19 protein-coding genes and 1 pseudogene are annotated in these 25,867 nt (G+C 47.1%); 7 read left to right on the top strand and 13 right to left on the bottom strand.

The window, feature by feature from the left end; translation table 11 throughout:
• Positions 1 to 37: 37 nt before the first annotated feature.
• The 4 genes from lpxC (at position 38) to lpxB (ending at position 3,823) form a co-directional block, all read left to right on the top strand.
• On the top strand, positions 38 to 883 hold the full coding sequence (lpxC, locus tag NC996_RS17520; RefSeq protein ID WP_190683686.1) for a UDP-3-O-acyl-N-acetylglucosamine deacetylase: 846 nt from the start codon (positions 38 to 40) through the stop codon (positions 881 to 883).
• Between the two features lie 66 nt (positions 884 to 949).
• Entirely contained in the window at positions 950 to 1,486 is a 537-nt protein-coding gene (fabZ, locus tag NC996_RS17515; protein ID WP_190411736.1) for a 3-hydroxyacyl-ACP dehydratase FabZ, read from the top strand.
• A gap of 252 nt (positions 1,487 to 1,738) precedes the next feature.
• On the top strand, positions 1,739 to 2,545 hold the full coding sequence (gene lpxA, locus NC996_RS17510) for an acyl-ACP--UDP-N-acetylglucosamine O-acyltransferase (protein ID WP_190535668.1): 807 nt from the start codon (positions 1,739 to 1,741) through the stop codon (positions 2,543 to 2,545).
• A 123-nt stretch (positions 2,546 to 2,668) separates the two neighbouring features.
• Entirely contained in the window at positions 2,669 to 3,823 is a 1,155-nt protein-coding gene (gene lpxB / locus NC996_RS17505; RefSeq protein ID WP_190683684.1) for a lipid-A-disaccharide synthase, read from the top strand.
• 145 nt (positions 3,824 to 3,968) lie between these two features.
• Here lpxB and NC996_RS17500 read toward each other — a convergent pair whose 3' ends face one another.
• Positions 3,969 to 4,178 (bottom strand): hypothetical protein, encoded by a 210-nt coding sequence (locus tag NC996_RS17500; protein WP_190527586.1) that lies wholly within the window; start codon positions 4,176 to 4,178, stop codon positions 3,969 to 3,971.
• Between the two features lie 69 nt (positions 4,179 to 4,247).
• On the opposite strand from NC996_RS17500, the pseudogene NC996_RS17495 reads away from it, so the two are divergent.
• A pseudogene (locus NC996_RS17495) lies at positions 4,248 to 4,553 on the top strand (glycosyltransferase).
• 230 nt (positions 4,554 to 4,783) lie between these two features.
• On the top strand, positions 4,784 to 7,255 hold the full coding sequence (locus NC996_RS17490; RefSeq protein ID WP_242037481.1) for a PAS domain-containing protein: 2,472 nt from the start codon (positions 4,784 to 4,786) through the stop codon (positions 7,253 to 7,255).
• A 167-nt stretch (positions 7,256 to 7,422) separates the two neighbouring features.
• On the opposite strand, the gene NC996_RS17485 is transcribed toward NC996_RS17490, so the two are convergent.
• The 6 genes from NC996_RS17485 to yidD form a co-directional block, all read right to left on the bottom strand.
• A complete protein-coding gene (locus NC996_RS17485) occupies positions 7,423 to 8,151 on the bottom strand; it encodes a response regulator transcription factor (protein ID WP_190411733.1) in 729 nt (242 codons plus the stop codon).
• A 207-nt stretch (positions 8,152 to 8,358) separates the two neighbouring features.
• Positions 8,359 to 10,683 (bottom strand): hypothetical protein, encoded by a 2,325-nt coding sequence (locus tag NC996_RS17480; protein ID WP_190683682.1) that lies wholly within the window; start codon positions 10,681 to 10,683, stop codon positions 8,359 to 8,361.
• Between the two features lie 422 nt (positions 10,684 to 11,105).
• Positions 11,106 to 12,131: an ABC transporter permease gene (locus NC996_RS17475; RefSeq protein ID WP_190412954.1), complete on the bottom strand. Its 1,026-nt coding sequence runs from the start codon at positions 12,129 to 12,131 to the stop codon at positions 11,106 to 11,108.
• 150 nt (positions 12,132 to 12,281) lie between these two features.
• Positions 12,282 to 13,931: an ABC transporter substrate-binding protein gene (locus NC996_RS17470; protein ID WP_190683680.1), complete on the bottom strand. Its 1,650-nt coding sequence runs from the start codon at positions 13,929 to 13,931 to the stop codon at positions 12,282 to 12,284.
• 85 nt (positions 13,932 to 14,016) lie between these two features.
• Positions 14,017 to 15,033 (bottom strand): TOBE-like domain-containing protein, encoded by a 1,017-nt coding sequence (locus NC996_RS17465; RefSeq protein ID WP_190412956.1) that lies wholly within the window; start codon positions 15,031 to 15,033, stop codon positions 14,017 to 14,019.
• 281 nt (positions 15,034 to 15,314) lie between these two features.
• Positions 15,315 to 15,791, bottom strand: coding sequence for a membrane protein insertion efficiency factor YidD (yidD, locus tag NC996_RS17460; protein WP_190437572.1), 477 nt, complete (start codon positions 15,789 to 15,791; stop codon positions 15,315 to 15,317).
• 183 nt (positions 15,792 to 15,974) lie between these two features.
• On the opposite strand from yidD, the gene chlP reads away from it, so the two are divergent.
• Positions 15,975 to 17,195: a geranylgeranyl reductase gene (chlP, locus tag NC996_RS17455; RefSeq protein ID WP_190412958.1), complete on the top strand. Its 1,221-nt coding sequence runs from the start codon at positions 15,975 to 15,977 to the stop codon at positions 17,193 to 17,195.
• A gap of 201 nt (positions 17,196 to 17,396) precedes the next feature.
• Here chlP and NC996_RS17450 read toward each other — a convergent pair whose 3' ends face one another.
• The 6 genes from NC996_RS17450 to NC996_RS17425 form a co-directional block, all read right to left on the bottom strand.
• Positions 17,397 to 18,200 carry a phytanoyl-CoA dioxygenase family protein gene (locus NC996_RS17450; protein WP_190683678.1) on the bottom strand — a complete coding sequence of 268 codons (804 nt, stop codon included), beginning with the start codon at positions 18,198 to 18,200 and terminating at the stop codon, positions 17,397 to 17,399.
• Between the two features lie 171 nt (positions 18,201 to 18,371).
• The gene (locus tag NC996_RS17445) at positions 18,372 to 19,394 is read right to left on the bottom strand and encodes a hypothetical protein (RefSeq protein WP_190683676.1); all 1,023 of its coding nucleotides are present in this window, start codon (positions 19,392 to 19,394) and stop codon (positions 18,372 to 18,374) included.
• Between the two features lie 300 nt (positions 19,395 to 19,694).
• The gene (locus tag NC996_RS17440) at positions 19,695 to 22,160 is read right to left on the bottom strand and encodes a caspase family protein (RefSeq protein WP_199302961.1); all 2,466 of its coding nucleotides are present in this window, start codon (positions 22,158 to 22,160) and stop codon (positions 19,695 to 19,697) included.
• 102 nt (positions 22,161 to 22,262) lie between these two features.
• A complete protein-coding gene (gene sat, locus NC996_RS17435) occupies positions 22,263 to 23,477 on the bottom strand; it encodes a sulfate adenylyltransferase (protein ID WP_190683674.1) in 1,215 nt (404 codons plus the stop codon).
• A 511-nt stretch (positions 23,478 to 23,988) separates the two neighbouring features.
• A complete protein-coding gene (locus NC996_RS17430; protein ID WP_190683672.1) occupies positions 23,989 to 25,128 on the bottom strand; it encodes a hypothetical protein in 1,140 nt (379 codons plus the stop codon).
• The gene (locus NC996_RS17425) at positions 25,125 to 25,646 is read right to left on the bottom strand and encodes a DUF4365 domain-containing protein (RefSeq protein WP_199302959.1); all 522 of its coding nucleotides are present in this window, start codon (positions 25,644 to 25,646) and stop codon (positions 25,125 to 25,127) included. Before NC996_RS17425 ends, NC996_RS17430 begins: the two co-directional genes overlap by 4 nt.
• Positions 25,647 to 25,867: the final 221 nt, after the last annotated feature.

Below are 25,867 nucleotides of genomic sequence, written 5' to 3'. Positions count from 1 at the left end.
TCTTCAATTTTTAGTTTTTAATTTTTAATTTTTAATTATGAAACAACACACGCTAAAAGGATCTTTTGAACAATCTGGCGTCGGTCTACATAGCGGCGTCCCTACCCATGTCCGAGTGCTACCAGCGGCGGCTGGAGAGGGACGTTACTTTGTGAGAGTTGACCTGGCTGGGGCACCCGTGATTCCAGCGCGGGTGGAAGCAGTCAGTCAGACAACCCTCTCCACCGAACTTGCTAGCAGTGGAGAGGCGCGGGTTCGGACTGTGGAACACCTGCTAGCCGCTTTAGCAGGCAGCGGTGTCGATAACGCTCGAATTGAGATTGATGGTCCGGAAGTGCCCCTGCTGGATGGCTCAGCGCTGATTTGGGCGGAAGCGATCGCGCAAGCAGGGATTGTCGGTAACGATGAATTCATTCCCGATTCCACTTTTAAGCTAGAAAAGCCGGTATGGGTCTATCAAGGCGATGCTTTTGTCGCCGCCCTACCAGCGCCAGAGTTGCGCTTTTCCTACGGAATTGACTTTGACTCGGCGGCGATTGGCAACCAGTGGCACAGCTGGACGCCGGGGCGAGAAAATTTTGCCGAAGTGATCGCACCCGCCCGCACGTTTGGTCTGGCGCACCAAATTGAGCAGTTACAAGCCGCAGGTTTAATCAAAGGCGGAAGTCTAGAAAACGCCCTGGTTTGCGATTCACAAGAATGGCTTAATCCTCCCTTAAGATTTTCAAATGAGCCAGTGCGTCATAAACTTTTAGATTTAGTAGGGGATTTAAGTTTACTGGGATATTTCCCGCAAGCTCATATCCTCGCCTACAAAGCCAGCCATCACCTGCATATTCAACTCACCCAGCAGTTACTCCCTTTTGTGAGTGGCACTGAGTGAGCCTGTGTAAAGTGGCTGCGCGATCGCAACTCTAGCCCCTAGCCTCTAATCCCTGTCATACAGCCCATGTCCACACTGATTGAAGTCAATACACCCGATGCTGAGACTGCGACGCCCCAAGCCAAGAATGTCGGGGAAGAAACAGCACAAAACAGCCAGTCTGCTGCCAAAACCATCCTGACGATCGAAGACATTCAAAAATTGCTGCCCCATCGGTATCCTTTTGCATTGGTGGATCGGATTATCGAGTACGTGCCCGGAGAAAGGGCTGTGGGCATCAAAAATGTCACCTTTAACGAACCCCATTTTCAAGGGCATTTCCCCGGTCGTCCGATTATGCCTGGGGTATTAATTGTGGAAGCAATGGCTCAAGTGGGCGGGATCGTATTGACCCAACTCCCAGATATTGAAAGCGGCTTATTTATGTTTGCTGGCATTGATAAAGTCCGCTTCCGTCGTCCCGTAGTACCGGGAGATCAGCTAGTCATGACCGTGGAACTGCTGTGTGTCAAACGGCGTCGTTTTGGAAAGATGCACGCCCGTGCCGAAGTCGATGGTCAATTGGCTACAGAAGGCGAACTGATGTTTTCCATCGTTGACTAAAACAGTCATGAGGACTGAGGAGTGTTCGCTTAGCGCTACTCTATTCGCAGGCTAAAAAACAGGTTTGAGAAAAGAAGTTTGATGGCACATTAGTTGAAGAAGCTGATGGTTAAATTCTGACTCATAACTCCTAACGCTAACTTTATTCCTCATTCCTCAGTTTTGATTTGTGACTTGTCACTTTTGTTTACTCAGTCCGTGCTTCGCTAACAGTCCGCGCGATCGCGCCGAAGAGCGCTAACAGTCCTGTATATGATTCATCCCACCGCGATAATTCACCCTGATGCTCAACTACACCCCAGCGTGCAAGTTGGGCCTTATGCGGTGATTGGAGAACAAGTAAAAATTGGTGCTGAAACCACGATTGGCGCTCATGTTGTAATCGAGGGACCAACGGAAATTGGTGCACAAAATCACATTTTTCCGGGGGCAGCGATTGGCTTAGAACCCCAAGACCTCAAGTATGATGGGGCTAAAACCTGGGTAAAAATTGGTGATGGCAATCGAATTCGAGAGTATGTCACAATTAACCGGGCAACTGGCGAGGGTGAAGCGACGGTAATTGGCAATGGCAACTTGTTGATGGCTTATGTCCACGTTGCTCATAATTGCGCGATCGCAGATAAAGTGATTATTTCCAATGCGGTGTCGCTCGCTGGGCACGTCCAGATTGATTCGCGGGCGGTGATTGGTGGCGTCCTAGGGATTCATCAATTTGTCCACATCGGGCGAGGCGCAATGGTGGGTGGGATGAGTCGCATTGACCGCGATGTGCCTCCTTATCTGCTCGTAGAGGGAAATCCATCGCGGGTACGCAGTCTCAACTTGGTGGGACTTAAACGCGCTGGTTTATCTGCCGCTGAGTTGGGAATTCTCAAAAAAGCTTTTCGGATTCTCTATCGTTCTGGATTACCCCTGAATCAATCCCTAGAACAACTGGATCTGCTCCCAGATAACGAATACTTGCAACACCTGCGCCGGTTCCTGCAACTTTCTCAAGCGCCAGGGCGGCGCGGTCCGATTCCAGGGAAAAGAACGAAGAATAAGGATGAAGAGTAATTGGGAAACAAGTTGTAGAGACGCCCTAAACCGCGTCTGAGTTTTGAGTTCAAAGTAATTTGTTTCATTCAAAACTCAACTCAAAACTCAAAACTCGATTACCCATTACTGATTACCAAATTAATGCGTATATTTATCAGCACTGGTGAAGTTTCAGGGGATCTGCAAGGGGCGCTACTGATTGAGGCACTTTATCGACAAGCACAGGCAACTGGCTTGGAATTAGAGATCGTTGCCTTGGGGGGCGATCGCATGGCGGCGGCGGGTGCGACTCTCTTGAGCAATACCAGCGGGATTGGTTCGGTGGGGCTTTTTGAATCTCTCCCTTATGTGTTACCGACCTTACAAGTCCAGCGTCGAGCCAAACAGTACCTCCGAGAGAACCCACCCGATCTGGTGGTGCTAATTGACTACTTAGGCCCAAATATTGGCGTTGGCACTTATCTTCAGCGACAGATGCCGCAGGTGCCAGTCGCGTACTACATCACGCCGCAGGTATGGGTTTGGTCGCCCTTTAAGCGCGACACCACTCGAATCATCGAGATTAGCGACCAAGTGTTGGCGATTTTCCCAGAGGAAGCGCAATATTTCCAAAAACGGGGGGCATCGGCTGCCTGGGTCGGGCATCCCTTGGTGGATCGGATGCAAAAGGCTCCCAGCCGAGAAGCGGCACGAAGAATCTTAGAGATAGAGCCAGAACAAATTGCGATCGCGCTTCTCCCTGCCTCTCGTCCTCAAGAACTCAAGTATCTCATGCCGGTTATGTTTGAGGCGGCGAAAGCGATCCAAAACAAACTGCCTCAAGTTCATTTCTGGATTCCTTTGTCTCTGGAAGCTTATCGGCTCCAAATTGAAGCGGCGATTGGACGTTATGGTTTAAATGCAACTCTGGTTTCTGGTAAAAGTCAGGAAGTTCTGGCGGCGGCTGATTTAGCGATCGCTAAGTCGGGGACTGTAAATCTGGAACTTGCCCTTTTAAACGTGCCGCAGGTGGTTCTCTACCGCGTTAGTCGCTTTACCTATTGGATTGCCCGTAATATTCTAAAATTCTCGATTCCCTTCATGTCGCCAGCCAACTTGGTAATGATGCGGTCGATTGTGCCAGAATTGCTGCAAGATCAAGCTACGCCAGAAAACATTGTCCAAGAAGCTTTAGAACTCTTACTCAATCCCGAACGTCGCCAGCAAACTGTTGCAGATTATCAAGAAATGCGCTCCTCCTTGGGAAAAGTGGGAGTTTGCGATCGCGCTGCCAAAGAAATCTTTCAAATGCTTTGAAAATTTTTATTAAAACTTCCTTTAACTACTGACATCATTCCTTCCTAAAACCCGAATTTCATCAATTTGTAAGGTTCTATAGCACTCCTTGTGAGATTCCAGGGGTTCAGATCCCGACTTCCGTAAGAAGTCGGCGAACTCGCCTTCACAAATCATTTAGGATTGCGATATCAGGAACAGTTTCCTCAATTTTGGCATCTTGACGATAGGGAAACTTACACGGGGCGACTGACAGCCTAGCCTGGACAATCTGTTGCTTCCAGCTCATCAGTAGCAAGAAGGTCGCTTTGTGGTGGCAGGGCCACAGTATCCGAATAATATTAACTTGCCCAAAAATGTTGAGCAAATCGAGCATTTGCCACCTGCTCGACACCGCTAGTTTTACCCTTTCCAACTGTTCACTCTTAATATTACACGGACTGATATGGTTCAAGCGGGTTATTCTCCCAGCGTGCGTTTATTTGAAGCATCTGCATGTGGAACTCCAATGATTAGTGATTATTGGTAGGGGTTGGAAACAATTTTTGAAATGGGTAAAGAAATTCTGATTGCCGAGTCGCCTGCCGATACTTTACAGGATCTTCAAGAAACTCCGGAAGCTGAGAGAATTGCAATCGGCGATCGCGCTTGGACTCGCGCTTTGGCACAACATACGGCAGCCCATCGAGCCTCTAAATTGGAAGGCTACGTCTTGGAGCGAATCACTTTGTATTCTTCCTTTAAAAATTAATACTGGCTGTAATTTTTTTACCGACTGCTAGGCTTTTGTGGCAATTTCTCGATTCTGGGAAATTCCCGATTTTGCTTTGTTTTGATGAGGCTTAATTTTAGAGATTATCTTGGCAAAAATGCTTTATTTATGATAGAAAAGCGGGGGATCTATCTTCGGGAATATTTAAGTTATTTTTAATATTGATTTATCTTGAAGAAAGGCTGTTAACGTTCGGTTCTTAAATTCTGATGGCAAGCCAGCAAGCTAGATGTGGGGAGTTCCAAGACCTCACGGGGCACCAAGGGGACAAGGGGACATTAAGGCTGTATGACCGAGCGATGGCAGCAACCAGCTGTGGCATCGTCATTAGCGACGCCAGTCTACCAAATAATCCAATTATCTATTGCAATCCCGCCTTTGAAAAAATAACCGGGTATTCGACCGCCGAAGTCTTAGGACGAAACTGCCGATTTTTGCAAGGAAATGATACCGATCCAGCCGCAATTGAGCAAATTCGTCAAGCCTTGCAAACAGGGAAGGAATGCCAGGTGGTTCTCAAAAACTATCGCAAGGATGGAACACCTTTCTGGAATGACCTGAGTATTTCGCCGGTATATGACGAAGAGGGTCGGGTGACGCAATTTATCGGCGTCCAGACGGATATTACCGAGCGTAAAGCCGCCCAAGAGGCGCAGTGCGAAGGGGAAACGCGGCTGCGGCTGGCTCTGGGTGCGGCAAGTATGGGGGTTTGGGACTGGGATCTGGGAACCAATCGGGTGACTTGGTCTGAAGAGGTGGAAGGGATTTTTGGTCTGGCTCCTGGTTCCTTTACTGGCACCTACGAGGCTTATCTCCAATGCATTCATCCTGAAGATTGCTACCGCGTGGGACTTGAGATTGCGAGCATCGTAGAAGTCGGGAAAGACTTAAAGATGGAGTATCGCGTCATTCGTCCTGATGGAATTGGCTGGGTGGCGTCACGGGGTGCCGTTGTGCGCGACAACACGGGGAAGTGCGTGCGGATGATGGGAACGGTGATGGATATTACCGAACGCAAGCAAGCAGAGGAAGCATCGCGACAGCAATTTTTGAGAGAACGGCTGGTCGGAGCGATCGCTAAGCGCATCCGTCAGTCTCTAGATTTAGAAGAAGTTCTCAATACAACTGTGGCAGAAGTGCGCCATTTTCTCTCTACTGACCGGGTACTCATTTACCGCTTCGATCTAGATCGGAACGGAGTTGTGGTTGTAGAGTCGGTCGGTGAGGATTGGACGCCTATTTTAGGAACCAGCATCCAAGATCCTTGCTTTGGGAAAAGCTATGTCTCGCCATACCAGCAAGGTCGGGTTCGAGCGATTGACAATATCTATACTGCTGGTATCCAACAATGCCATATTGATTTACTTGCCCAGTTTCAGGTGAGAGCTAACTTGGTAGTTCCGATTCTGCAAGGGGAAAATTTATGGGGGTTGCTGATTGCCCATCACTGTCGAGAACCCCGAAAATGGCAAGAATCAGAAGTAGAATTGCTCAAACAGCTGAGCGTGCAGCTAGCGATCGCAATTAAGCAATCCGTTCTCTTCCAACAGCTAAACGCCGAACTGGTCGAACGCAAACAGGCAGAAATCGCTTGGCTGAAATCAGAAGCCCAGCTAAAAGAACAAACAACCCAACTAAAACGAACCTTGGGAGAATTGGGACAAACCCAATCTCAGCTAATTCAGAGCGAAAAGATGTCCAGTTTAGGGCAGTTGGTTGCAGGTGTTGCCCATGAAATTAATAATCCAGTCTCCTTCATCTACGGCAATCTCGACCATGCGAATCAGTATGCTCATGACCTGCTGAACCTGTTAAATCTCTATCAAAAGCACTTTCCCAAACCCCCTACCGAAATTCAAGTTGCAAATCAGGATATCGATTTAGATTTCTTGGTGGAAGATTTTCCCAAACTACTGACTTCCATGAAAATGGGAGCCGACCGCATCCGCGATTTGGTCTTGTCGCTGCGGAATTTCTCCCGCCTGGATGAATCCCAGAAGAAGGCGGTTGATATTCATGAGGGCATAGATAACACGCTGTTGATTTTGCAGCATCGGTTGAAAGAAGACAGCTCCCATCCCAAAATTCAGATTATTAAAGAATACGGCGATTTGCCCAAAGTAGATTGTTACGCTGGGCAACTCAACCAAGTGTTTATGAATCTCCTCAGTAATGCAATTGATGCTTTAGAAGAATACAATGCCCAGCAAGTCTCCGCAGGAGGAGCATCGCTGACGCCGGAGGATCTCAAAGCCAACCCCAGCCAGATTACCATTCGCACCTCTTTGAAGGATGAAGGAATCAGGATAAAGGATGAATTCAATGCCAATCCTCATCCCACCCTTCGAGAAGGGCAAAGCCCTACATCCCTAAGTCCCAATCCTGCCTCTGTTGTCATCAGGATTGCGGATAATGGCCCTGGCATTCCCGAAGCAATTCAGAAACAAATTTTTGACCCCTTCTTTACGACGAAAGCCGTGGGAAAAGGGACTGGCTTGGGCTTGTCCATTAGCTACCAAGTTGTAGTTGAACGTCACGGGGGTCAACTCGAGTGCGTGTCAACACCGGGAAAGGGAACAGAGTTTATTATCGAAATTCCGATCCAGAAGGTAGAAGAGGAATCTCTTTTAGGGGCGCATTGCCCAATTCCTCTATCTATACAGCCCCATCGGGTGGCTTAACACTCCCTTATGCTTGGCACTCCCTGCTTGCCAAGGTCGGTTTTTTTGCTTTCTCCGGGAAGCTTAGAACCGTTCCATTTTCTTCAAGCAGACCTTCCCCACCTAGGAAGAAAGGGCTGTTGATGAACACATCTTGATGAACACAACACAGGCAAATCAACAATCAATCAGCTTGCGTCTGTGCTAACTTGCTCTTCAGTCGGCAACTCCAGACAGTAGCCCGCACCATAGACGGTCTTAATATAGCGCGGGTGGCGGGGATCGGGTTCTAGCTTCGTTCTCAAGTGCCGAATATGCACCCGAATCGTTTCAATGTCATCGTCGGGATCGTAGCCCCAAACTTCCCGCAGGATTTCACTAGGAGAAACGGTTTGACCATGACGCTGGAGTAAGCAGTGCAGTAATTCAAACTCCAGATGCGTTAACTTCACTGTCTGATTGAACCAAATAGCCTCAAAGCGTTCTGGGACTAAGGTTAAAGAGCCATAGTGCAAGATTTCCGAGTGTTTGGCGGCTTGGGGAATACGGTCTGTTCGTCGCAGCAAGGCTCTGACCCGTGCCAGCATTTCTTCGAGTTCAAACGGCTTGGTCAGGTAATCATCGGCTCCGGCATTAAAGCCTTCTACCTTATCTTGAGTCTGACCCAGTGCTGTCAACATTAACACCGGAATATCGGCAGTGCGTTCATCCCGCCGCAACCGCTGGCAGACGGTGAAACCGTCCACATTGGGCAGCATTAGGTCAAGCATAATGAGGTCTGGTTGCAGTTGCAAAGCCAGTGCCTGACCTTTAATGCCATCTGGTGCTTGGCTGACATCGTATCCAGCCATTTCCAGATTGATGGTAACTAATTCTGCGATCGCAGCGTCGTCGTCGATGACGAGTATCCGGGGCATCACTACTAAATTATTGCTACAGTATTTTAAAGTTTCTATAAGAACCTTTATCGGAATCCAAAGATTCCTGTACAGATTATACGCAAGGATTCTAAATTCTTTCTAAAGAAAACCTTGGATTATCAAGAGAGTTGGCGATCGCACAAACACGCAGAGCATTCTATCTGCCCCACCAGAAAGGATCGTGACTGGGCGAAATGCACTCGTTTAGCTTTGAGCGTCAATCCAATCTCCCAGTGCCTTGCCCATCTTTTTTAGCTGAAGAGGGCGCTTGTAACTGAAATTAGAAAGTTGGGCTGCGGGCTTGATAATACCCCGATTTTTCTCACCGTCACACCAGTACGAGTTTGGAGCAGATTGTGGCGTATCAATGAGGGTAAAGTGCAACAAGCCAATCAATCCAGCGTTTTGCAGTTCTAAGGAGCGCTGTTGTAATTCCTGGTAAACTTTCGCGCCTCCCTCGTCCCAATCGGTGCCAGCATCAGCCATCAGGAAAAAGTAATCGATCAGAGACGGCTTTTGCAGTTGTGTTTGAATGAATTGGGCGATCGCAATTACTCGGTCGGGCATATCATAAAGCTTCGCTTGATCGGGGGTTAAGCGTTGGCATCCGTTTCCGTCATTCCGCCAGGGGCCTTGGGTTACTTGAAACCCAAAGAAATCGACTCCCGGTGCAGCCGCCTTCAAATCAGGTAAATAGTTTTGCAGACCCGTGGGGGAGGCATTGAAGTCACCGAAAGCCAAACCCACTTTCAAATTCAGTCCCGGAACCGAACTCGCTGAGGTACGTAATCTTTGGGCAGCTTCAGCCATTAACAGCCCGAACTTCTGCGGAATACTGGCATCCCACCCATAATTCGCATTGACGGGATCGCGGAGCGTTCCTACCAGATTATGCTCCGGTTCCAGCGATACATATACCGTCCCTTGGGTCTTAGAGAGTACATCTTTCGCGAGGCGATCTAACTCCGAGAAGTACCAACTCTTTCTGGCTTCAATTTCAGCCCAAGTTTTTTTACTTTGGACATCGTGGGTAATCAAGTTAACGATAAAGACGGGGACAACCCCTTCTTTAAACATTCGGTCTGTCGTCGCGCAAGTTTTCTGACCAGCCACACAACCAAACCAAATGGGTTGCCATCCCACCTCCACCCCAAGCGATGCAGCTTTCGGTTTGGGTAAACCGACTTCTTTGGCAACGTCAAGGCTGTGCATCCAAGTTCCTTCTACGTTGCTAGTGTCGCCACCAAAACCAATTAGCAATGGATTACTGGTTTGGGGAGTGTTGGGTACGGGTTGAGGAGTTGCGGGGGTTAGGGGAGGAGTTGCGGGTGTCTGAGCAGTTGTCGGAGGAGTATAGAGGGCCTGACCTTGACCCATCAGCTTTTTCTGACTCAGAACCATCCGGAACCAGTTTTGAAAAATCACTTGGGTTCCGTTTCGCTGCCTCGTGGTTCTCCGGAGTTGAGAGTTTGCATTCCCATTCCAAACGATCAGCTGCCGTTTGCGGGTTTCCACATAACGGATTGAAGAAACGCGATTTTTTTGCCCATCCACCAAATAAGCAAATACAAGACCGTAGTTAGGATTACTGCGTTCAACTGGAATCCAATACTCCCGACCGCAGGCGGCAGGATTCACTTTGTCTGGAACTCGATTGAAGTGATGGAAAACATAGTAAAGGCGACCATCCTTATCAACTCCTTTACCGGGTTGAGTTAGCATCCCAGAGCCACAATAGTTTTGAGCTGCTGTTTTGCTGGTTTGAGGGTTTGGGGAGGCAGGAGTAGAGGCGGTTTGGGCTGCTGTAGAAGCTTGGTTCTGGTTATTTATAAGGGTTTGGGGGATAGAGGCAGTCTGAATGCGCCTTAGCTGCCTCCAATTCAGAATCCGCGCGATCGCATGAGAAAGGGCTTGGTTTCCATCTTGCCGCGTCAGGATTCTTCTCAGTAGAGGATTGACTGGATTACCATCCCAAACAATGAGTTTCCCGTTGTTCGTTTCCACATAACGAGTGGCAGAAACGCGATTTTTGTATCCATCCACCCAATAAACAAATACAAGCCCGTAGTAAGGATTGTTTTGCTCGGTTGGAATCCAATACTCCCTACCACAAGCGGCAGAATTCACTGACTCTTGACCTCGGCTGAAGTCATAGAAAACAGAATAAACTCTCGTGTCTGTATCGATTCCGCTAGTGGGTTTAGTGATGGTGCCAGAACCACAGTAATTTGTCAGAGCAACCTTCTCAATGCTGGGTTGGCTTGCGAGGGTTTGCTGTGGTTGAGACTCAGAAGCAAATTGATTCAGCGTATCCTTAAATACAGCAGTTTGAATGGCAGGTGGGTGAGCAGCAACGGCAACAGAGGCAGAATCGGCATTGGGACTGCTAATACCCAAATTCAGGGTAAAAACAGTGCTTAGCGCTATTGAGAGAAGGCGGTGCAGCAATGTTACCGGGTCAAAGAAGGAGCCTACTAGAGTCGCAACAAAGCTGATGGTAGCTAAAGCAAGCAGCCGAATTCTACGCATTATGCAGCCGGAAATCTAAATAGATTATTGGCTGCTTCCTTTCCCTACTTCATCGGGAAATTTGCTGGATATCTCATTAACTGGCATTTGGCTCTCAGTGCGATCGCGGAGTTCCCACCTTCTCAAACACCGTTACTGTCCGTTAATCAACCTAAAATGAGGCTGCATATCAGAAACCCGGTTTCTTAAGAAACCGGGTTTTCAACCACTTCCATCACTTCTGCGTCACCATACTTCACCTAATCGTTTCAACAAGTGAAGGTTGTCGCTCGCTCAATACCGTATCTGAGGCACCATAAAGTTCCTAATAGTGCTGAGCTTTTGGCAACAAGGGCAGCAGCCAATCAAGATGGCTGAATTAATTTCCCCCTATCAACCCAAAGCAATTAATTTAGCCATTCTTGTTGTCTTAGTTGCCGGTTTTAGTAACGAATTCGAGGGTCAATGTAAGCATTGATGATATCAATCAAAATGCTAGCGACGACTACAATTGACGCAAAAAATACCATGATTCCCTGCACGGTAGGGTAATCTCGTAAAGAAATTGCTTCATAAAGTCGATTTCCTAAACCAGGCCAAGAGAAGGTAACTTCTGTTAAAACTGCGCCGCCAAGCAATGCGGCTAAAGTCAGCCCCAGGACGGTAATCACTGGAATCATGGCATTTTTTAGGGCATGGGCAAAGAGAATCCGCGATTCTGGAATACCTCTAGCTCTAGCAGCTTCTACATAATCCGCTTTAAGCGTTTGCTTCAAGTTCACCCGTACAATCCGCTCGAAAATTCCGCTGAGGAGGATTCCGAGGGTCAAGCTGGGGAGGGCGAGATAATGCAATGCGGTGAAAAAATGCTCAAAGTTACCGCTGAGGAGACTATCAATCGTATAAAGACCCGTGATGAGTGGCGGGGGTGCTGTAGTTAGGGGAAAGCGCGATCCTAAGGGAAACCAGCCTAGCTGAACGGAGAAAATCAACTGTAGAATCATCCCTACCCAGAATATCGGGAGCGAGTAGGTGATGATGCCAAACAAACGACCGCTAGCATCTAAAGCCGTGCCGGGACGGGTGGCGGAAAGGATACCAACGCCGACGCCGACCAGGAAAGCGATCGCCATACTAAATACTGCCAATTCTACTGTCGCGGGAAAGTATTTCTGAATCTCACCCCAAACATCTTGACCCTGACTGGTCAGCGAAGTCCCCAAGTTCAAACTGAGTAAAGAACCCAGATAGCGAATATATTGCAACGGCAAGGGATCTGATAGCCCCAACTGTTGACGATATTGCTCTTTGACGCTTTCTGGGGCGCGACCGCCTAAAACTGCATCCACCGGGTCGCCTGGGGTGGCACGGAGGAGCAAAAACACTAGGGTGATGATGATCCATAGCATCAAGGGTGCTAGGAGAAGGCGGACGAAAATGTAAGACTGTAGGGCTTTGGAGCGTGACATTACTGTTTTAACACAAAGGTTCGCAGAGGTTTACGCAAAGGTAGCGCTGTCGCGCCGCTTGGCTAACGCAGAGTTAGACCTCTGCGTAACAAAAGCGCTTCCCTTTGTGTTCCTCTGCGTTTAAAAGGGAATTGTAAAACTAAGCGATCGCTACTTTTTAATTGTCCAGAAGGCGAAATCCTGGGTGGGGTTGATGCGGAGACCGCTGACGCCTTTTTGGGTAAAGGCGAAGTCTTTACTTTGCCAGAGTGGAACGTAAGGTACGTCTTTCGCCAGTAGGTCTTGAATATCCGCAAAAATCTTCTTGCGGGCTTCGGGGTTTTGCTCTTTTCGTTCTTGGGCAATCAGCTGGTTCATGCGATCGCTGTAATAAAAGGAACCCTGATTCTGGCTTGCGCCGTCTTCACAGCCGTTTGCCGCCGATCCTTTCGGACACTCCAGAAATGGCTGAACATAGTTGTCAGGGTCGAGAAAGTCTGGATACCAATCCAGTAAGACGGTCTGATAAAGACCTTGGGAGACGCTTTTAAAGAAGGTAGCAGAGTCTACGGTGTTGACTTCAAATTGCAGCATTCCTCCTAGCTGTTGATCTGCCACTGCTTTGAGGGTACTAGCAGCGAGTCGGCGAGTCGGTGAACTAGAAGGATACCAAATTTGCAGTTTCAAGGGATTGGTAGGAGAGTATCCCGCTTGCTGCAACAGTTGTTTTGCTTTTTCGGTATTGCCGTCCCCGTATTGGTCTTTAAATACTGGCTTGTAGACATCAAAGGTAGTGGGCACCATGCTGTAGAGAGGTTCAGCTTGATTTTTGAGCGATCGCTCATTCACCAAAGGTCGGTTGACGATGGATGCGATCGCACCGCGCACGACTGGGTTATCTAGCGGCTTACTCTTGGTGTTCAGCACCAGAAAGCTAGCAGCACTCCCCTGAGACTCGATCGCTTGCCAGCTCCCTTTGGTCGCCCCATCTTTCAAGCTGGCAATTTGGTCGGGATCGAGGGATAGGTAGGCGACATCCACGCCTCCCGTGCGAAATGCGTTAAACAAGTTGGCTGAATTACTCAGCACTTGCACGTCAATTCCTTTATTTACTGGTTTCTCGCCCCAGTATTGGTCAAAAACATCCAATCGCTGCGACTCACTGCTAAACTGAGCCAACTTGTAAGGGCCAGTACCCACAAATGTGTTTGGCTTGAACTTTCCAGCGCCAATTTCATAAGCTTTCGGTGAAACCGCAGCGGCACCGGAAAATGCCAGCAGGGCGGGAAAAGCAGCAAACGGCTTTTTCAGCTTAATCGTTAACTCATAGTCGCCAGTTGCCTTCACTGAGTCCACCGCATCGCCGAGAAGAAATGACGGCTTTCCTTTATTTTCGATAAAGCGTTGCAGGGAAAATTCCATCGCTTTGGCGTTAAAAGGAGTGCCATCGTGGAAGACGACGCCCTGACGCACAGGAATGGTGTAAGTTAACCCGTCTGGACTCACTTTCGGCATTGCCGTCGCCAGTTGCGGCTTGAGTTGGGTGCTTCCCAATTCGTAGGTATACAGGCGATCGCTCAGGTTATAGAGCAAGTAGACGGCTGCTAGCTCGTAATTATCTGCCGGGTCCATCGTCCGTGGCTTCTGGGTGGTGCCGATGGTAATCCGACCGGAATTGGCACCACCAGGACTAGGAGAAGTCGCAGAATCAGACGCCGGTCGCTTCCCACAGCTGATGGCTAAAAAACAACAAAGACAGAATAGACAAAAGAATTGTCCGATGAACCGCCACCGATGAATAGACAGGCGTCCCCACTTCATAACTTAACTATGCGCTCTTTCAAATCGACTTAGATATCTAATTAAAGCCGATTAAGCTGAAAGCTGAGTGTTGACGCCTGAAGTGCTAGATCGAAAAATACAGCGGGAAAGATTTCGCATCCTTTGGTTTGACGAATACTCGCTGTTGCGGCTCCAAATTTAACTCATCGAACCGCTCTCGCGTGATATGAGCCATGACGACCTGACCATCGTCTAAGATTAATTCTGCCTGAATTTCCCAGCCGAGATGAATCAAGCGGTTCACTCGTGCGGGTACGGAGCTGCCGTTGGGATTCGTCTCTACGACGACATCATGGGGACGCAGGAATATCTCAGCTTGGGTCGAATCAAACCCGTTTGCCTCGAAAATGCGGGAAGTGCTGGGCAACACATTCACCGGGCCAATGAAACTCATGACAAACGGTGTCGTTGGGCGATCGTAAATCTGAGCGGGTGTGCCGATTTGTTCGACTCTGCCTTTGTTCATCACTACAATTTCATCGGAAACTTCCATCGCTTCTTCTTGGTCGTGGGTGACGAACACGGTAGTGACGTGGACTTCATCGTGCAGGCGTCGCAACCAAGCCCGCAAATCCTTACGCACTTTGGCGTCTAAGGCTCCAAAGGGTTCATCTAGCAGCAATACTTGGGGTTGAACTGCTAGCGCTCTGGCTAAGGCAACTCGTTGTCGCTGACCGCCGGAGAGTTGGGAAGGGTAGCGATCGCCTAGTCCGCTTAGTTGCACTAACTCCAGCAATTCTTCTACCCGCGCCTTTACTTTGCCTTTGGGAGTTTTTTGAATCTCTAAGCCAAAGGCAATATTTTTGCGGACGGTGAGGTGTTTAAATAGAGCATAGTGTTGGAATACAAACCCGATGTTGCGGTCTTGAACGCTCTGATGAGTAGCATCTTGACCAGTCAACCAGATTTTCCCGCTATCTGGCATTTCCAGACCGGCGATCAGTCGCAGCAGTGTAGATTTACCAGAACCAGAAGGTCCTAAAAGCGCGACCAAGGAGCCTGATTGAATTTCTAAGTTGACTTCGTCAACGGCTTTAAAACTGCCGAACTCTTTAGAGACGTTTTCAACAACAATGCCCACTACTTTCGACCCCTAGACAAGAATATTTTTTTAGCTATCCTAATCTGGGTTTTCATTGACCCATCAAAGTTCAGGATAGACAAATCTCCGGTTTATCGATGAGATTAACGTACATATATACCATACCTAAAATCTATTTGCATTAATTGACATTTGCTAGAAACCTGGGGGTCAACAAAACTGGCAGGCAAAATGAGAACAGTTAGATTTTGCCTGCTCTCCCCCACAGCATTCTTAAATTAAGTTGAAGTCGGGGGGTAACAAAAAGAAGGATGAATGTTTTATTCTCCGCAACTCCCGCAATCTGCGACTCCACAATCTATCCCAGAGCCACAATCTGCGACTCCACAATCTAAGGAAGCAAAATCCATTTCAGAGAAACAATCTAGCGCTTCACAGCTCAGCTCTGAGACACCTGAGACACAATCTACAGCACCATAATCATCACAGTTGCAGCCCCAGTTTCTATTTCTGCGTTCGCGCTTGGAGCGATCGCTATCAGCTTGACTGCTATACCTGGCTTGCAAAATTTGGTTTGCGATTTTACAAGCTCGGAATCGTTGGCGCACCGTGGCGATCGCCGCTACCAAACCCTGTTGTGCAATCATGCGCTTGGCGTACTGCGAGCAAGATTCCCCCTTGTAAAGCAATCGATGAGCGCAAGAAAACCCTTTGCGGGGTGAAATGTGCCTCTGATAGCCGCCGATAGAAGCGATCGCGATTTGCCGAATTGCAGAATCGAGGGAAGGAGCATTCATAGAGTTGGAGCAAAAATCTCTGGAGTGATTGGGAGTAGCTACAACCCCAGGAACCGCGATTTAGTTTTCAATGTGTTAAGCTCTGTTGCAATTCAGTCACAACCTGCACGATCCTGCTGGGACAACCGAAAAGTCCGTGATACCATCTCACCTTGTAGCCGTAAGAGAATCGGGAGAATAGCTTTGGTACTACGGGTTGCTGTTGTGGGATCGGGTCCGGCGGGTTCCTCTGCTGCCGAAACGCTAGCAAAAGCTGGAATTGAGACTTACCTGTTTGAGCGCAAGCTAGACAACGCAAAGCCTTGTGGCGGGGCAATTCCGCTATGCATGGTGAGCGAGTTTGACCTACCGCCTGAGATTATTGACCGGCGGGTTAGAAAAATGAAGATGATCTCACCTTCCAACATTGAGGTAGATATCAACATTGAAAAAGAACATGAATATATCGGTATGTGTCGCCGCGAGGTATTGGATGGATACCTACGCGATCGCGCAGCTAAATTGGGTGCAAATTTAATTAACGGCACTGTTTATAAACTCGATATTCCCACGGGCAATACTGACCCTTACACCTTGCACTACGCCGATCACTCGAACGGTAGCGCTGAAGGGGAGATGAAAACCCTGAAAGTCGATCTGGTGATTGGGGCAGATGGGGCGAATTCCCGCGTTGCGAAGGCAATTGACGCCGGGGATTACAATTATGCGATCGCCTTCCAAGAGCGCATTCGCCTGCCAGAAGACAAAATGGCTTATTACAACGACCTGGCAGAAATGTACGTCGGGAACGATGTTTCCACCGATTTCTACGCCTGGGTATTCCCCAAATACGACCACGTCGCCGTTGGCACCGGCACCATGAAGGTGAACAAAGCCGACATCAAAAATCTGCAAGCAGGCATCCGCAAGCGTGCCGCTAGAAAACTCGCAGGCGGCGAAATCATCAAAGTAGAAGCTCACCCAATTCCAGAGCATCCTAGACCCCGCCGCGTTGTCGGTCGCGTTGCTCTAGTGGGAGACGCCGCCGGAACGGTTACGAAGTCTTCTGGTGAGGGAATTTACTTTGCCGCTAAGTCGGCGCGGATGTGTGCAGAAACCATTGTCGAAACTTCCAACGGTGGCACCCGCATCCCCACAGAAGCCGACCTGAAGCTGTACCTGAAGCGTTGGGATAAGAAATACGGCATCACCTACAAGGTGCTAGACATTCTGCAAACCGTCTTCTATCGCTCTGATGCCACTCGCGAAGCCTTTGTGGAAATGTGCGCCGACAAAGACGTGCAGAAGCTTACCTTTGATAGCTACCTGTACAAAACAGTCGTTCCGGCAAATCCCTTGATTCAGATGAAAATTACTGCCAAAACGATTGGTAGCCTGTTGCGGGGTAACGCGCTAGCTCCTTAGTGGTTTCTATCGGTAAGCAGAATTTGAAAAGCAAAAAAACCTAGAACATTAACAAATGGTTTTTCAGCCAGCGTTGGATCTTAAGAATCCAACGCTGGTTTTTTAATCCTCGTAATATTCAGATAGCGCTCCTCTGAGAGTTTTGATTGACGACAGAAGAAGACCGACCGCTACTTGAACTTAGAACAGTCACAACTAAACTTAGTAAGCAAACGATTGATAAACCTCAACCTCGGATTTATCGTCTACGGATTCCACAATCGGATTAAAACGCAACAAGTGACGGGCGCGTTCGGAGAGTGTATCTAGGGTTGCACGCGGAATATTAATCGACACCTCAGGACGAAACATCCAGCGACGACTATAGCCAATTACAACCATCGGACGCGGTATTTCCGTGTAGTTAGGAGTGCCCCTGTGCAGACCCCGCACATCCCGGATCATTACATCACCTAGTTGCATTGTGACAGGTTCTAACTTGGCTTCTCCAGACTCCATGCGGCGCAGTCCTTCCTCTTTAGAAATCATGTGCGTACTGCGCGTAATCTCCATTGGCCCGTTTTCCAGAGTGATATCTACGAGTGGAAAGTTGACAGCTAACTGGAATGGCGGCGTTTCTGTACCCACTTCGGGGAAAAGTGGCGGCGCATCTCGATGCACGTCTTGATATTCAGACCCCAGCAAAGGTGTGTCAGTTGCTAGTTGGCACATCACTGCATCTTTGCCTACTAACAACTCTACAAGTGCCAGAATATCGTCATCTTCGTAAATACTAGGATCGGCAAAAGGAGCAGTGAAAGGAAGGGTTACATAATAGCGGGCTGAACCGCGATTGCGAAGCTTTCCTTCCCGGACAATGTGATCTTCTAGCAAAGGCGTGAAAGCTTCACGCCAAGAATTAAGTGTTACCGGAGAAAAGTGATTGGGCAACACACAATAGCCATCGTTCAGAACCCCTTGGGCGAACGATTCGATTTGTTGGTGGTTATAGCGCTTTGTCATCATCTTTTGATTTTAGCGATTGAGTATAGCGAATGGCTGTAGTTTAAAGTTTTATTTATGATAATTAATAATCAATAATTAGGCGCTTTAAAAACTTGCACATGGAGGTGCAGCGTATCTTTTTATAAAATTAAATTTTTAATGAATAAACCTATAAATAGAAATTAGAAAAATCTACTCATCTACTACTTTTCTAAACATCTCTTCTCCTCGAATTGCGCTGAAAGCCTCGTCGTTTTTTGCGATATCTTTATACCTAGGCTCAATATCAATTGCCCATTGTAGGTTCCCGACTGCTAGATTGAGGCGGTATTGCATTGCATAGCAGCGAGCATTATTATATCGAGCTTCCGAAAAGTTTGGTTCAATCTTAACCGCTAAGTTGTAAGATTGATTTGCCTCTAAATATCGACCTTCAGAGAAGCAAGAATTGCCTAAAATCAAGTAATCATTGGCATTTAAATCAAGATTTTGATTGACAGATTCTGTTTCTGTTACTCTTTGCTCAGACACTGCATCGTTTGTTTGGGCTACAGGCTCCGATAGGGTATCGGAAAGTAGTTCATGATTGTGACAAGAATGCTCAAAGTTAGAGGTTTCAATTTCTCTATCTATAACGGTCGGAATTTTAACAGTTTGTGCGTACCTAAATTTTGCAATTTCTTGTTGTACACTTTCTTTCTGTTCTTTTAAGTCTTCTAATATAATCTGAGCTTGGGTTAAAATTGTATTTAATTGACTTAAAGTATCCGTTTTCAAGAGATTAGCTTCTTGCGGTAAAGCAGATTGTTCTAATTTTAGGTTAGCCTTGGCGGTCTCTTCTATTTGTCTAATAAGTTGCTCTTGTAGCTGCGCGAGTTCCTTTTGAGCATCTGAAATTATTTGATTTGTCATACTGCGACGAAGCAGAACTACACTAACAGCGATCGCAATCGGAAACAGCGTCAGAACAAGTACCAAAGTATTGAGCAGCGTGGTGGTGCGACTAAAAGCGCGATCAACTTCAGCTTGGACGCGATCGCGTATTTCTTTCTCTTGCCGCAGTCGTTCTAGTTCCTCTCGTTCTTGATTCGACAAGGTTGGAGGTGAATTAGGCTGGGGTTGGGCAGTGGTAGCAACGGCAGATACTAGCAGGGAAGAAAGCGCCAGTGCAGGAAGCGCAAGCTTTGCGATCGCAACCAGATTGGGAATTTTCATTTTTCATCCTGTTAGCTTTCAGTCTTAGTATTCCCAATCCGTGCCAAAACTATCAGCCGATGTGCATTTAATTTGCAGATTAGTCGCAGAGGATTGGAAATGGGGAATGGGTAAAGACTTTTTGAGTGATAACCCTTGGCTTCGCTCAATGCCAGGGGTTTGAATTTTGAATTAAAGAATGCTCTTCTCACTCAAAACTCAGACGCGATTTATCGCGTCTCTAAAACTCAAAACGCTAATTTCCCCTTCCCAGTCCCAACCCATCGGCACATCTGAAATGTAAAGGTAGGGCGATCGCTTTTAAACCACCTGATAAATAAAGCTGAGTGTTGCCCAGCTTCGCACATCTAGGGCGTAGGAGTCAGAAGAGATAGCAATCGTTTCGGCAGGGACTGAAGCGATCGCTTCGGTTTCCCCTTCATGCCGCTTCCCTAACGTACTCGCCTGATGCAAGTCTTGCAGCACCGCCTGCGCCACATTCAGCGGCTTAAACAACTCGCCCACTCCCTCTCCCTTCAACCCGCGAATTGATGCTACAGCCGCCATCGTCTGGGTAAAGGGTGCCGAGGAGCAAATTAGAAGAGTTTCTTCTAACCCACTAGGACCGTGAATCGTCAATTCAAAAGAGCCAGAAGGTTGTGGCACGATCAGGGTAGCACCCGCCTCGACGACCAGCTCTTTGATCGTTGGTTTCGCATCCGGACTGTCCCCGATTTGGGGAAATTGCAACGGATAGAGAGCAACACCAGCACCGCCGCTATCAACGCCGATAAGCATCAAATAGATCGGGCGATCGCTATAATTTTGAACTCGGTACTGGATGCGGCTACCGATGGGGATGGCGGGGATGCCTCCCTCAGAAGTAATTTTTGAGTTGTCGAGACGCGATGACTCGCTTCTGGAATTAGAATCCACAACGGCGTCCCCTGTCATCCGCAGCGTTTCTCGGTTTAGCAGCACCTTTTGGTTGGGATAAATCATCTCCAACGTTGCTCTCACTCCCAAGCGGGAAGACCCTTCATTGATCGTCAGACGCAATAATTTCGCTGTCAGCAACATTTTCAGTTTGGGCACTAACCGATTCACAGCCGCCTTCACCGCCTCACCCGATTCCCCAACGGTATTGGGAATCAAATCCCGACCGAGAGAAAATAACCCATATCCCCCCTGATAATCGGGTGTCTGCGCCTTGCCAAACAAATAATCGGCGGGTTGCTCTCCTGCCGTTACCACGGATGATACAGAGCGAACGCTGGCAAAAGCACTGGTAGCATCCACCCGTTCAATTCGCTCCAGTCCGGCATCTAAGGCAATTGTCAAACCAATATTTTTGGGCAACACCCGGACGGATTCGTGAACCAGTTGCCCCACTTGGAGGCTAGAGAGGCTAGAAGTGTCTGTGCTGCCGATAACTCGCGCCTTGGCGGTGAGACCCTCCTTGGAACGAATGTGTAGTTGCAGTTGGGTCGGAACTGATGAAACTTCACCTGTCACGTTGCTGTCTGGAGTCTGAGCTTCCGAGATGGGTAGGGAAGCACTCAGCTGAGAATTCACTCCGTAGTATTCCAAAACGGGTGCAGGTAATCCTGCTAGCCACAGATGTACCGTTTTACCGCCCTCTTCCACCGCTGTAACGACGCCATCCGCACCGATACTAATTTCCGGCTGATAGGGTAACAAGGAAGGCTGGTTACTTTTTTGACCGCTCAACTGGGGTTGTTGCTCTTTCCCCGCCAGCTGCTCGACGATCCCAGCCGCTCGACTGAAACTGACTTGAACCGTAGTGGGAGGAGTCGCCTGCCAGAGATGTTGCGTCAGGGCATAGGTGAACAATCCAGCGCTGAAACCGCCCCAAGGAGCCTCTGCCGCCAGTTGACTGGGACCAGCCGCTGCCAGCACGATTCCAGGCATCTGACCGGGCTTATACTGCTTATTGAGCTGTTCCCGCGAAGATTTGAGACGCAGCAGGAGTTTTTCCTGAAAAGCGAGTTCCTCGTCACTCGCTTGCTCTGCTAGCGGTTGTCGGGCAGAACGAATCCGCAAGTTGCCTTGGAGGAGAGTATCGGCGTCAGTGTAGCTGGTATCCAGTACCGTTGTGACTTGGTCTGTGGGAAGCGATCGCAACAGCAACAGCAGAGTCTCTTCCAACAAATCATTCGCCGGTGCCCCTTTCGTCAGCAGCACCCCATCTACTGGCACCAAACTATTTTGAGTGTTGAAGACTGTAGGCGTTAGCTGTGCAGCCGCAACCCTTTCCCCGTCCCCAAGGGTAGACTCAGGACTGAGTGAAGATTTATCGGCACCCAAAGTCCTCAGTCCATTCTCCTCAGCCCCGATTCTGACGCGGCTACCGCAGCCGCTGAAGTGGAACAAGACAACATCTCCCGCCGCCGCCTGCTCTGTGAGATGCTCCAGAAAAGCAGTTTCAATATTCTGCCGCGTTGCTTGGCTATCTGTCAGCGTCAGAATATCGCTAGGGTGGAAACCAAAGCGATGAATCAAAAGTTCCCGTTGCAGTTCTACATCTGTGACACAACCTTGGAGAGACGGAAGCGATCGCGTCTCTGTCCCACGCGGGTACTGATTAATTCCGACCAGTAGCGCCAACTTCCGTCCACTCGGTTGTGCCAGCGCCTGATAATAGCGATCTAGCAGAGGCACCGCAAAGCTTTGATCTCCCAGTAGAGATAGGGCCGTTTCGCTTACGCCCAGCGCCGCTAGCGCCAACCCCGCCCGTTGCAGAAAACTTCGCCGATTCAATCCCATATCAGCCATTAGCCATTAGCCAGTACTCGATCAGCCTATCAGGGGCTAGGCTTTAGAGAATAGAAAGAATGGCAAATTTTCAAATTTAAGTTGCCTCCCCTCTCAAATTTCAAATTTGAAACTTGCAATCTTAAATTTGCTTGCTTCCTCTGGCACCTGCATCGCCCTTGCCAATTCTGCCGCAACTTCTGGGCGAGAAAACTCTGGTGGTGGCAATTCACCCCGACGTAGCATTTCTCGCACCTTCGTTCCCGATAAGTGAATGCGTTCAGAGGGATTGCTGGGACTGGTCTTCGTCGTCGCCATTGTCTGCGTGCGCGTGCAGTAGAAGGCGTGTTCAAACTTCATCGGCGTGATGCCCAATTCACCCGGCTCAAACTCATCAAAAATGTGCTGAGCATCGTAAGTTCCATAATAATCGCCGACACCTGCATGATCGCGCCCAACGATGAAGTGCGTACAGCCGTAATTCTTGCGAAGCAGAGCATGGAAAATTGCCTCTCTAGGGCCAGCGTAGCGCATCGCGGCGGGATTAATTGCCAAAATTACCCGGTCTTGGGGGTAGTAGTGTTCCAGCATAATCTCGTAGCAGCGCATCCGAATCTCTGCCGAGATGTCATCATCTTTGGTGACTCCCACTAAGGGATGCAAGAACAAGCCATCTACGGTTTCTAAAGCGCACTTTTGGATATATTCATGCGCTCGGTGAATGGGGTTGCGAGTCTGGAAGCCGACAATCGTTTTCCATCCCCTTTCTTTGAACATGGCGCGAGATTGAGCGGGATCGATTTGGTAATTAGGAAATAAAGGATGAGAGTCGCGTTGCAACAGCCAAACTGAACCCGCGAGATTTATTTCTCCTTGCTTGTAGACAACCTTAACGCCTGGGTGTTTTTCATCCTCAGTGCGATAAACATTCACCGCCTCGCGGGTTTTATCATAGCGATATTTTTGTGTGAGTTCCATGACACCGACAAATCTACCCGTCGGGTCATCCAGACGCACCAAACTGCCTTCTTTTAGATTCGCCGCAACCGACTCATCCACCGAAAGCGCCACAGGAATTGCCCACGGTAGACCATTGGCAAGCCGCATTTCAGTCACTACGCGATCGTAGTCTGCCTGTTCCATAAAGCCAGTCAGCGGACTAAATCCACCAATGGCAATCAACTCTAAATCCGATGTTGCTCGTTCATCGAGTTGCACTCTGGGCAGAAAGTCGGCTTTATCGAGAAATACTTGTCGTTGTTCTGGTGTTGCGATGCGATTAATTAGCTGACCGCCGTGAGGTGCTATGCCGTCTGGACGCTGACTCATATCGAATTGTTAATTTTAGCTGCAAAATTTATCGTACCAATATATACAACTAAGCGGTGAAAAACCTAACCCCCTCTCCCCTGCCCTTCCTTGGTAGGGCAGGGTGGTTTCATTTATTAAAAAAAGTTCTGTAACGTTGATTTTGGCTGGCGGTAGGGGCTTTTTGATTGCCATACCCCTACAAAATGTCGCAATGCATCGATATTTTCTAAGGGTTGTATGAAAATACCCTGCTTCCCTACCAGGGAAGGGGAAGTCAAAGTGACTTCTAACTACAAATTTTCTTGTTCCCTCTCCTTTCAAGAGAAAGTTAAGGAGAGGTTCTTCAAGTTTGCACTGAAAATTCCTCTGGAGCGACTCTCTAATTTACCCATAACCTCCTCTCTTTAGCTGATTAAACATTAGATAGTACAGGCAAGGCGTGGATTCTTGCCAAGCTAAGTCAGGTTCTTTTTACATAATTATATATTGGCTTTATTTTAATCCCAAAAAATAACATTTCAACTCTTGATTACCGGCGTTTTTTTAAATTGGGTATAACTACTGGGTTTTCCAATGTTTCGTTATATTGTAATATTTCTATAATTGTACATTCAATTTTCTCTTCTCCAGTAGCAGGATTTATTGAAGTGATTTCTTGTATGGTGGTAGAGTAAAATTTTCCTATGGTTAATTCAACCTCCGTATTATTTGCGATTTGTTCAGAAATCTTAGCTGAATATTTTTTGCTATCCTCAAAACTCTGAATCTCAATACTATTTTTTATTTTACTAGCAGAAAGTAACTCTCCAATAATTTTATATTCTTCGGGGGTTTCTGCTTCCATTTTGTTGATAAAATCCACAGTATTAACTGTGTTATCAAAACTTAATTTAGCTTGACCACCTTTGTCTGGATTTTGAGAACCCCAATCAATGAACAAATCAGCTTCGGAACTTATAAGGGACATCAGAAATTTGCGGTATCTAGAAGCAGATCTTCTCTTTAACCTAAGTAAAAATTCTTTTAACTTTTCTTTATCACTATTGTTACTTCGTTTTATTAATTCTAAAAAGCTTTCGCTTACTTTTTCAGCAAGAGGACTTTCAAAAATCTCTAATTGTTCTGGATTTGGAGCTAATGCAAGTTTTACACCAAAAGATCCTTTAAAAGTTTCAAATACTGAAAGTTCTGTTTTTTCAACTATTTCTTTTTGAATCTTACCAGTATCTGAAAATTTGCCGGTTTCAGCTTGACCTACTGCATCGAATAAATCTTGCAACGATGTTAAAACCATCCCCATTTTTTTTGCAGGAAATTGTCTTTTCCCTTGCTCAAATATAAAATTAAACTTTATTTTTAAGATTTCACGATTTTTGTCTTTAGCTATTCCAGATACATTTTTTAAAGGACTAAGTATTTCTGATAAAGGTCTTTGCTCTACAACTTCCAGAGTCCTAAATACTTCATACATACGTGAAGAAAAATCAGGAAGTTCTGTATCTAATGGCAATAAAACTGAGCATTTTTTATTGTTTTTTGTTTTTGTCCATATAGATGCTCTGGTATCAATTTTTTCTTCTTCTAGCCAGCCATTTTCTTGAAGATAATTAGCTACAGATATTGGCTCTATAGACTCAAAAGTATTAATGCTTATCCCAGGTAAATTCATAACTCTTCTCTTCGTGAAATTTTTTTCATTATTAATGAAAGCGTTGATGGAGTAAACAAATTTATACGTGGTATTTCTACAGTAATATTATCACTATTTTCTGTGGGAGGCATACCTTTGAGCGATATCCAGTATCCGCACTTTTTCATTAAAGTTTCCTCTTCTGATATATTGATCCATCCCTTTATCTCACGAGGAACTACAACAACAATTAAAATTTGAGGAACCAAAGGATTTTTATGTATTAATTTATTGTAATTTTTAACCTTAAGAGTAAATTTAATAACCTTGGGGTTTTGAAAAACATCTAGAGACGATGTACATTTTACTTGGGCATCAAACTTAGGGAATAATACAGTTTCTAGTTCTCCAGGGACTACAATAGTTAAATCAATTCCAGCATTATCCATTGGTCTTGATTTCAACTCAACTGCATACCCTGCTACTGAAGCAACTACACGTACATAGGCATAACTAAATTCCTCTTTTTGAGTATTTATATCCATTGATAATGTCATATCAACCCTTATTGAAGATAACAACAACTACAATAACTCAAGTAAGTCAACTTATCGTAGTAATACTAAAGAAATACTTTCATCATTACAAATTTTGCAGCCCACAAATAGGTCGTCAAAGCTGGCAGCAGAAAGTCCAAAAGAGTCGGCTAGCCCATTTGTATATTTTTGTTCATTTTTTAATTGGCTAATTATTAAGTAAAAATTTTCATAAAAAAAGA

The organism is Trichocoleus sp. ST-U2 (genome assembly GCF_039961875.1).
Taxonomy (GTDB): domain Bacteria; phylum Cyanobacteriota; class Cyanobacteriia; order Cyanobacteriales; family FACHB-T130; genus FACHB-T130.
The sequence above is the reverse complement of the archived record's forward strand: the minus strand, read 5'-3'. Positions and strand labels throughout refer to the sequence as shown.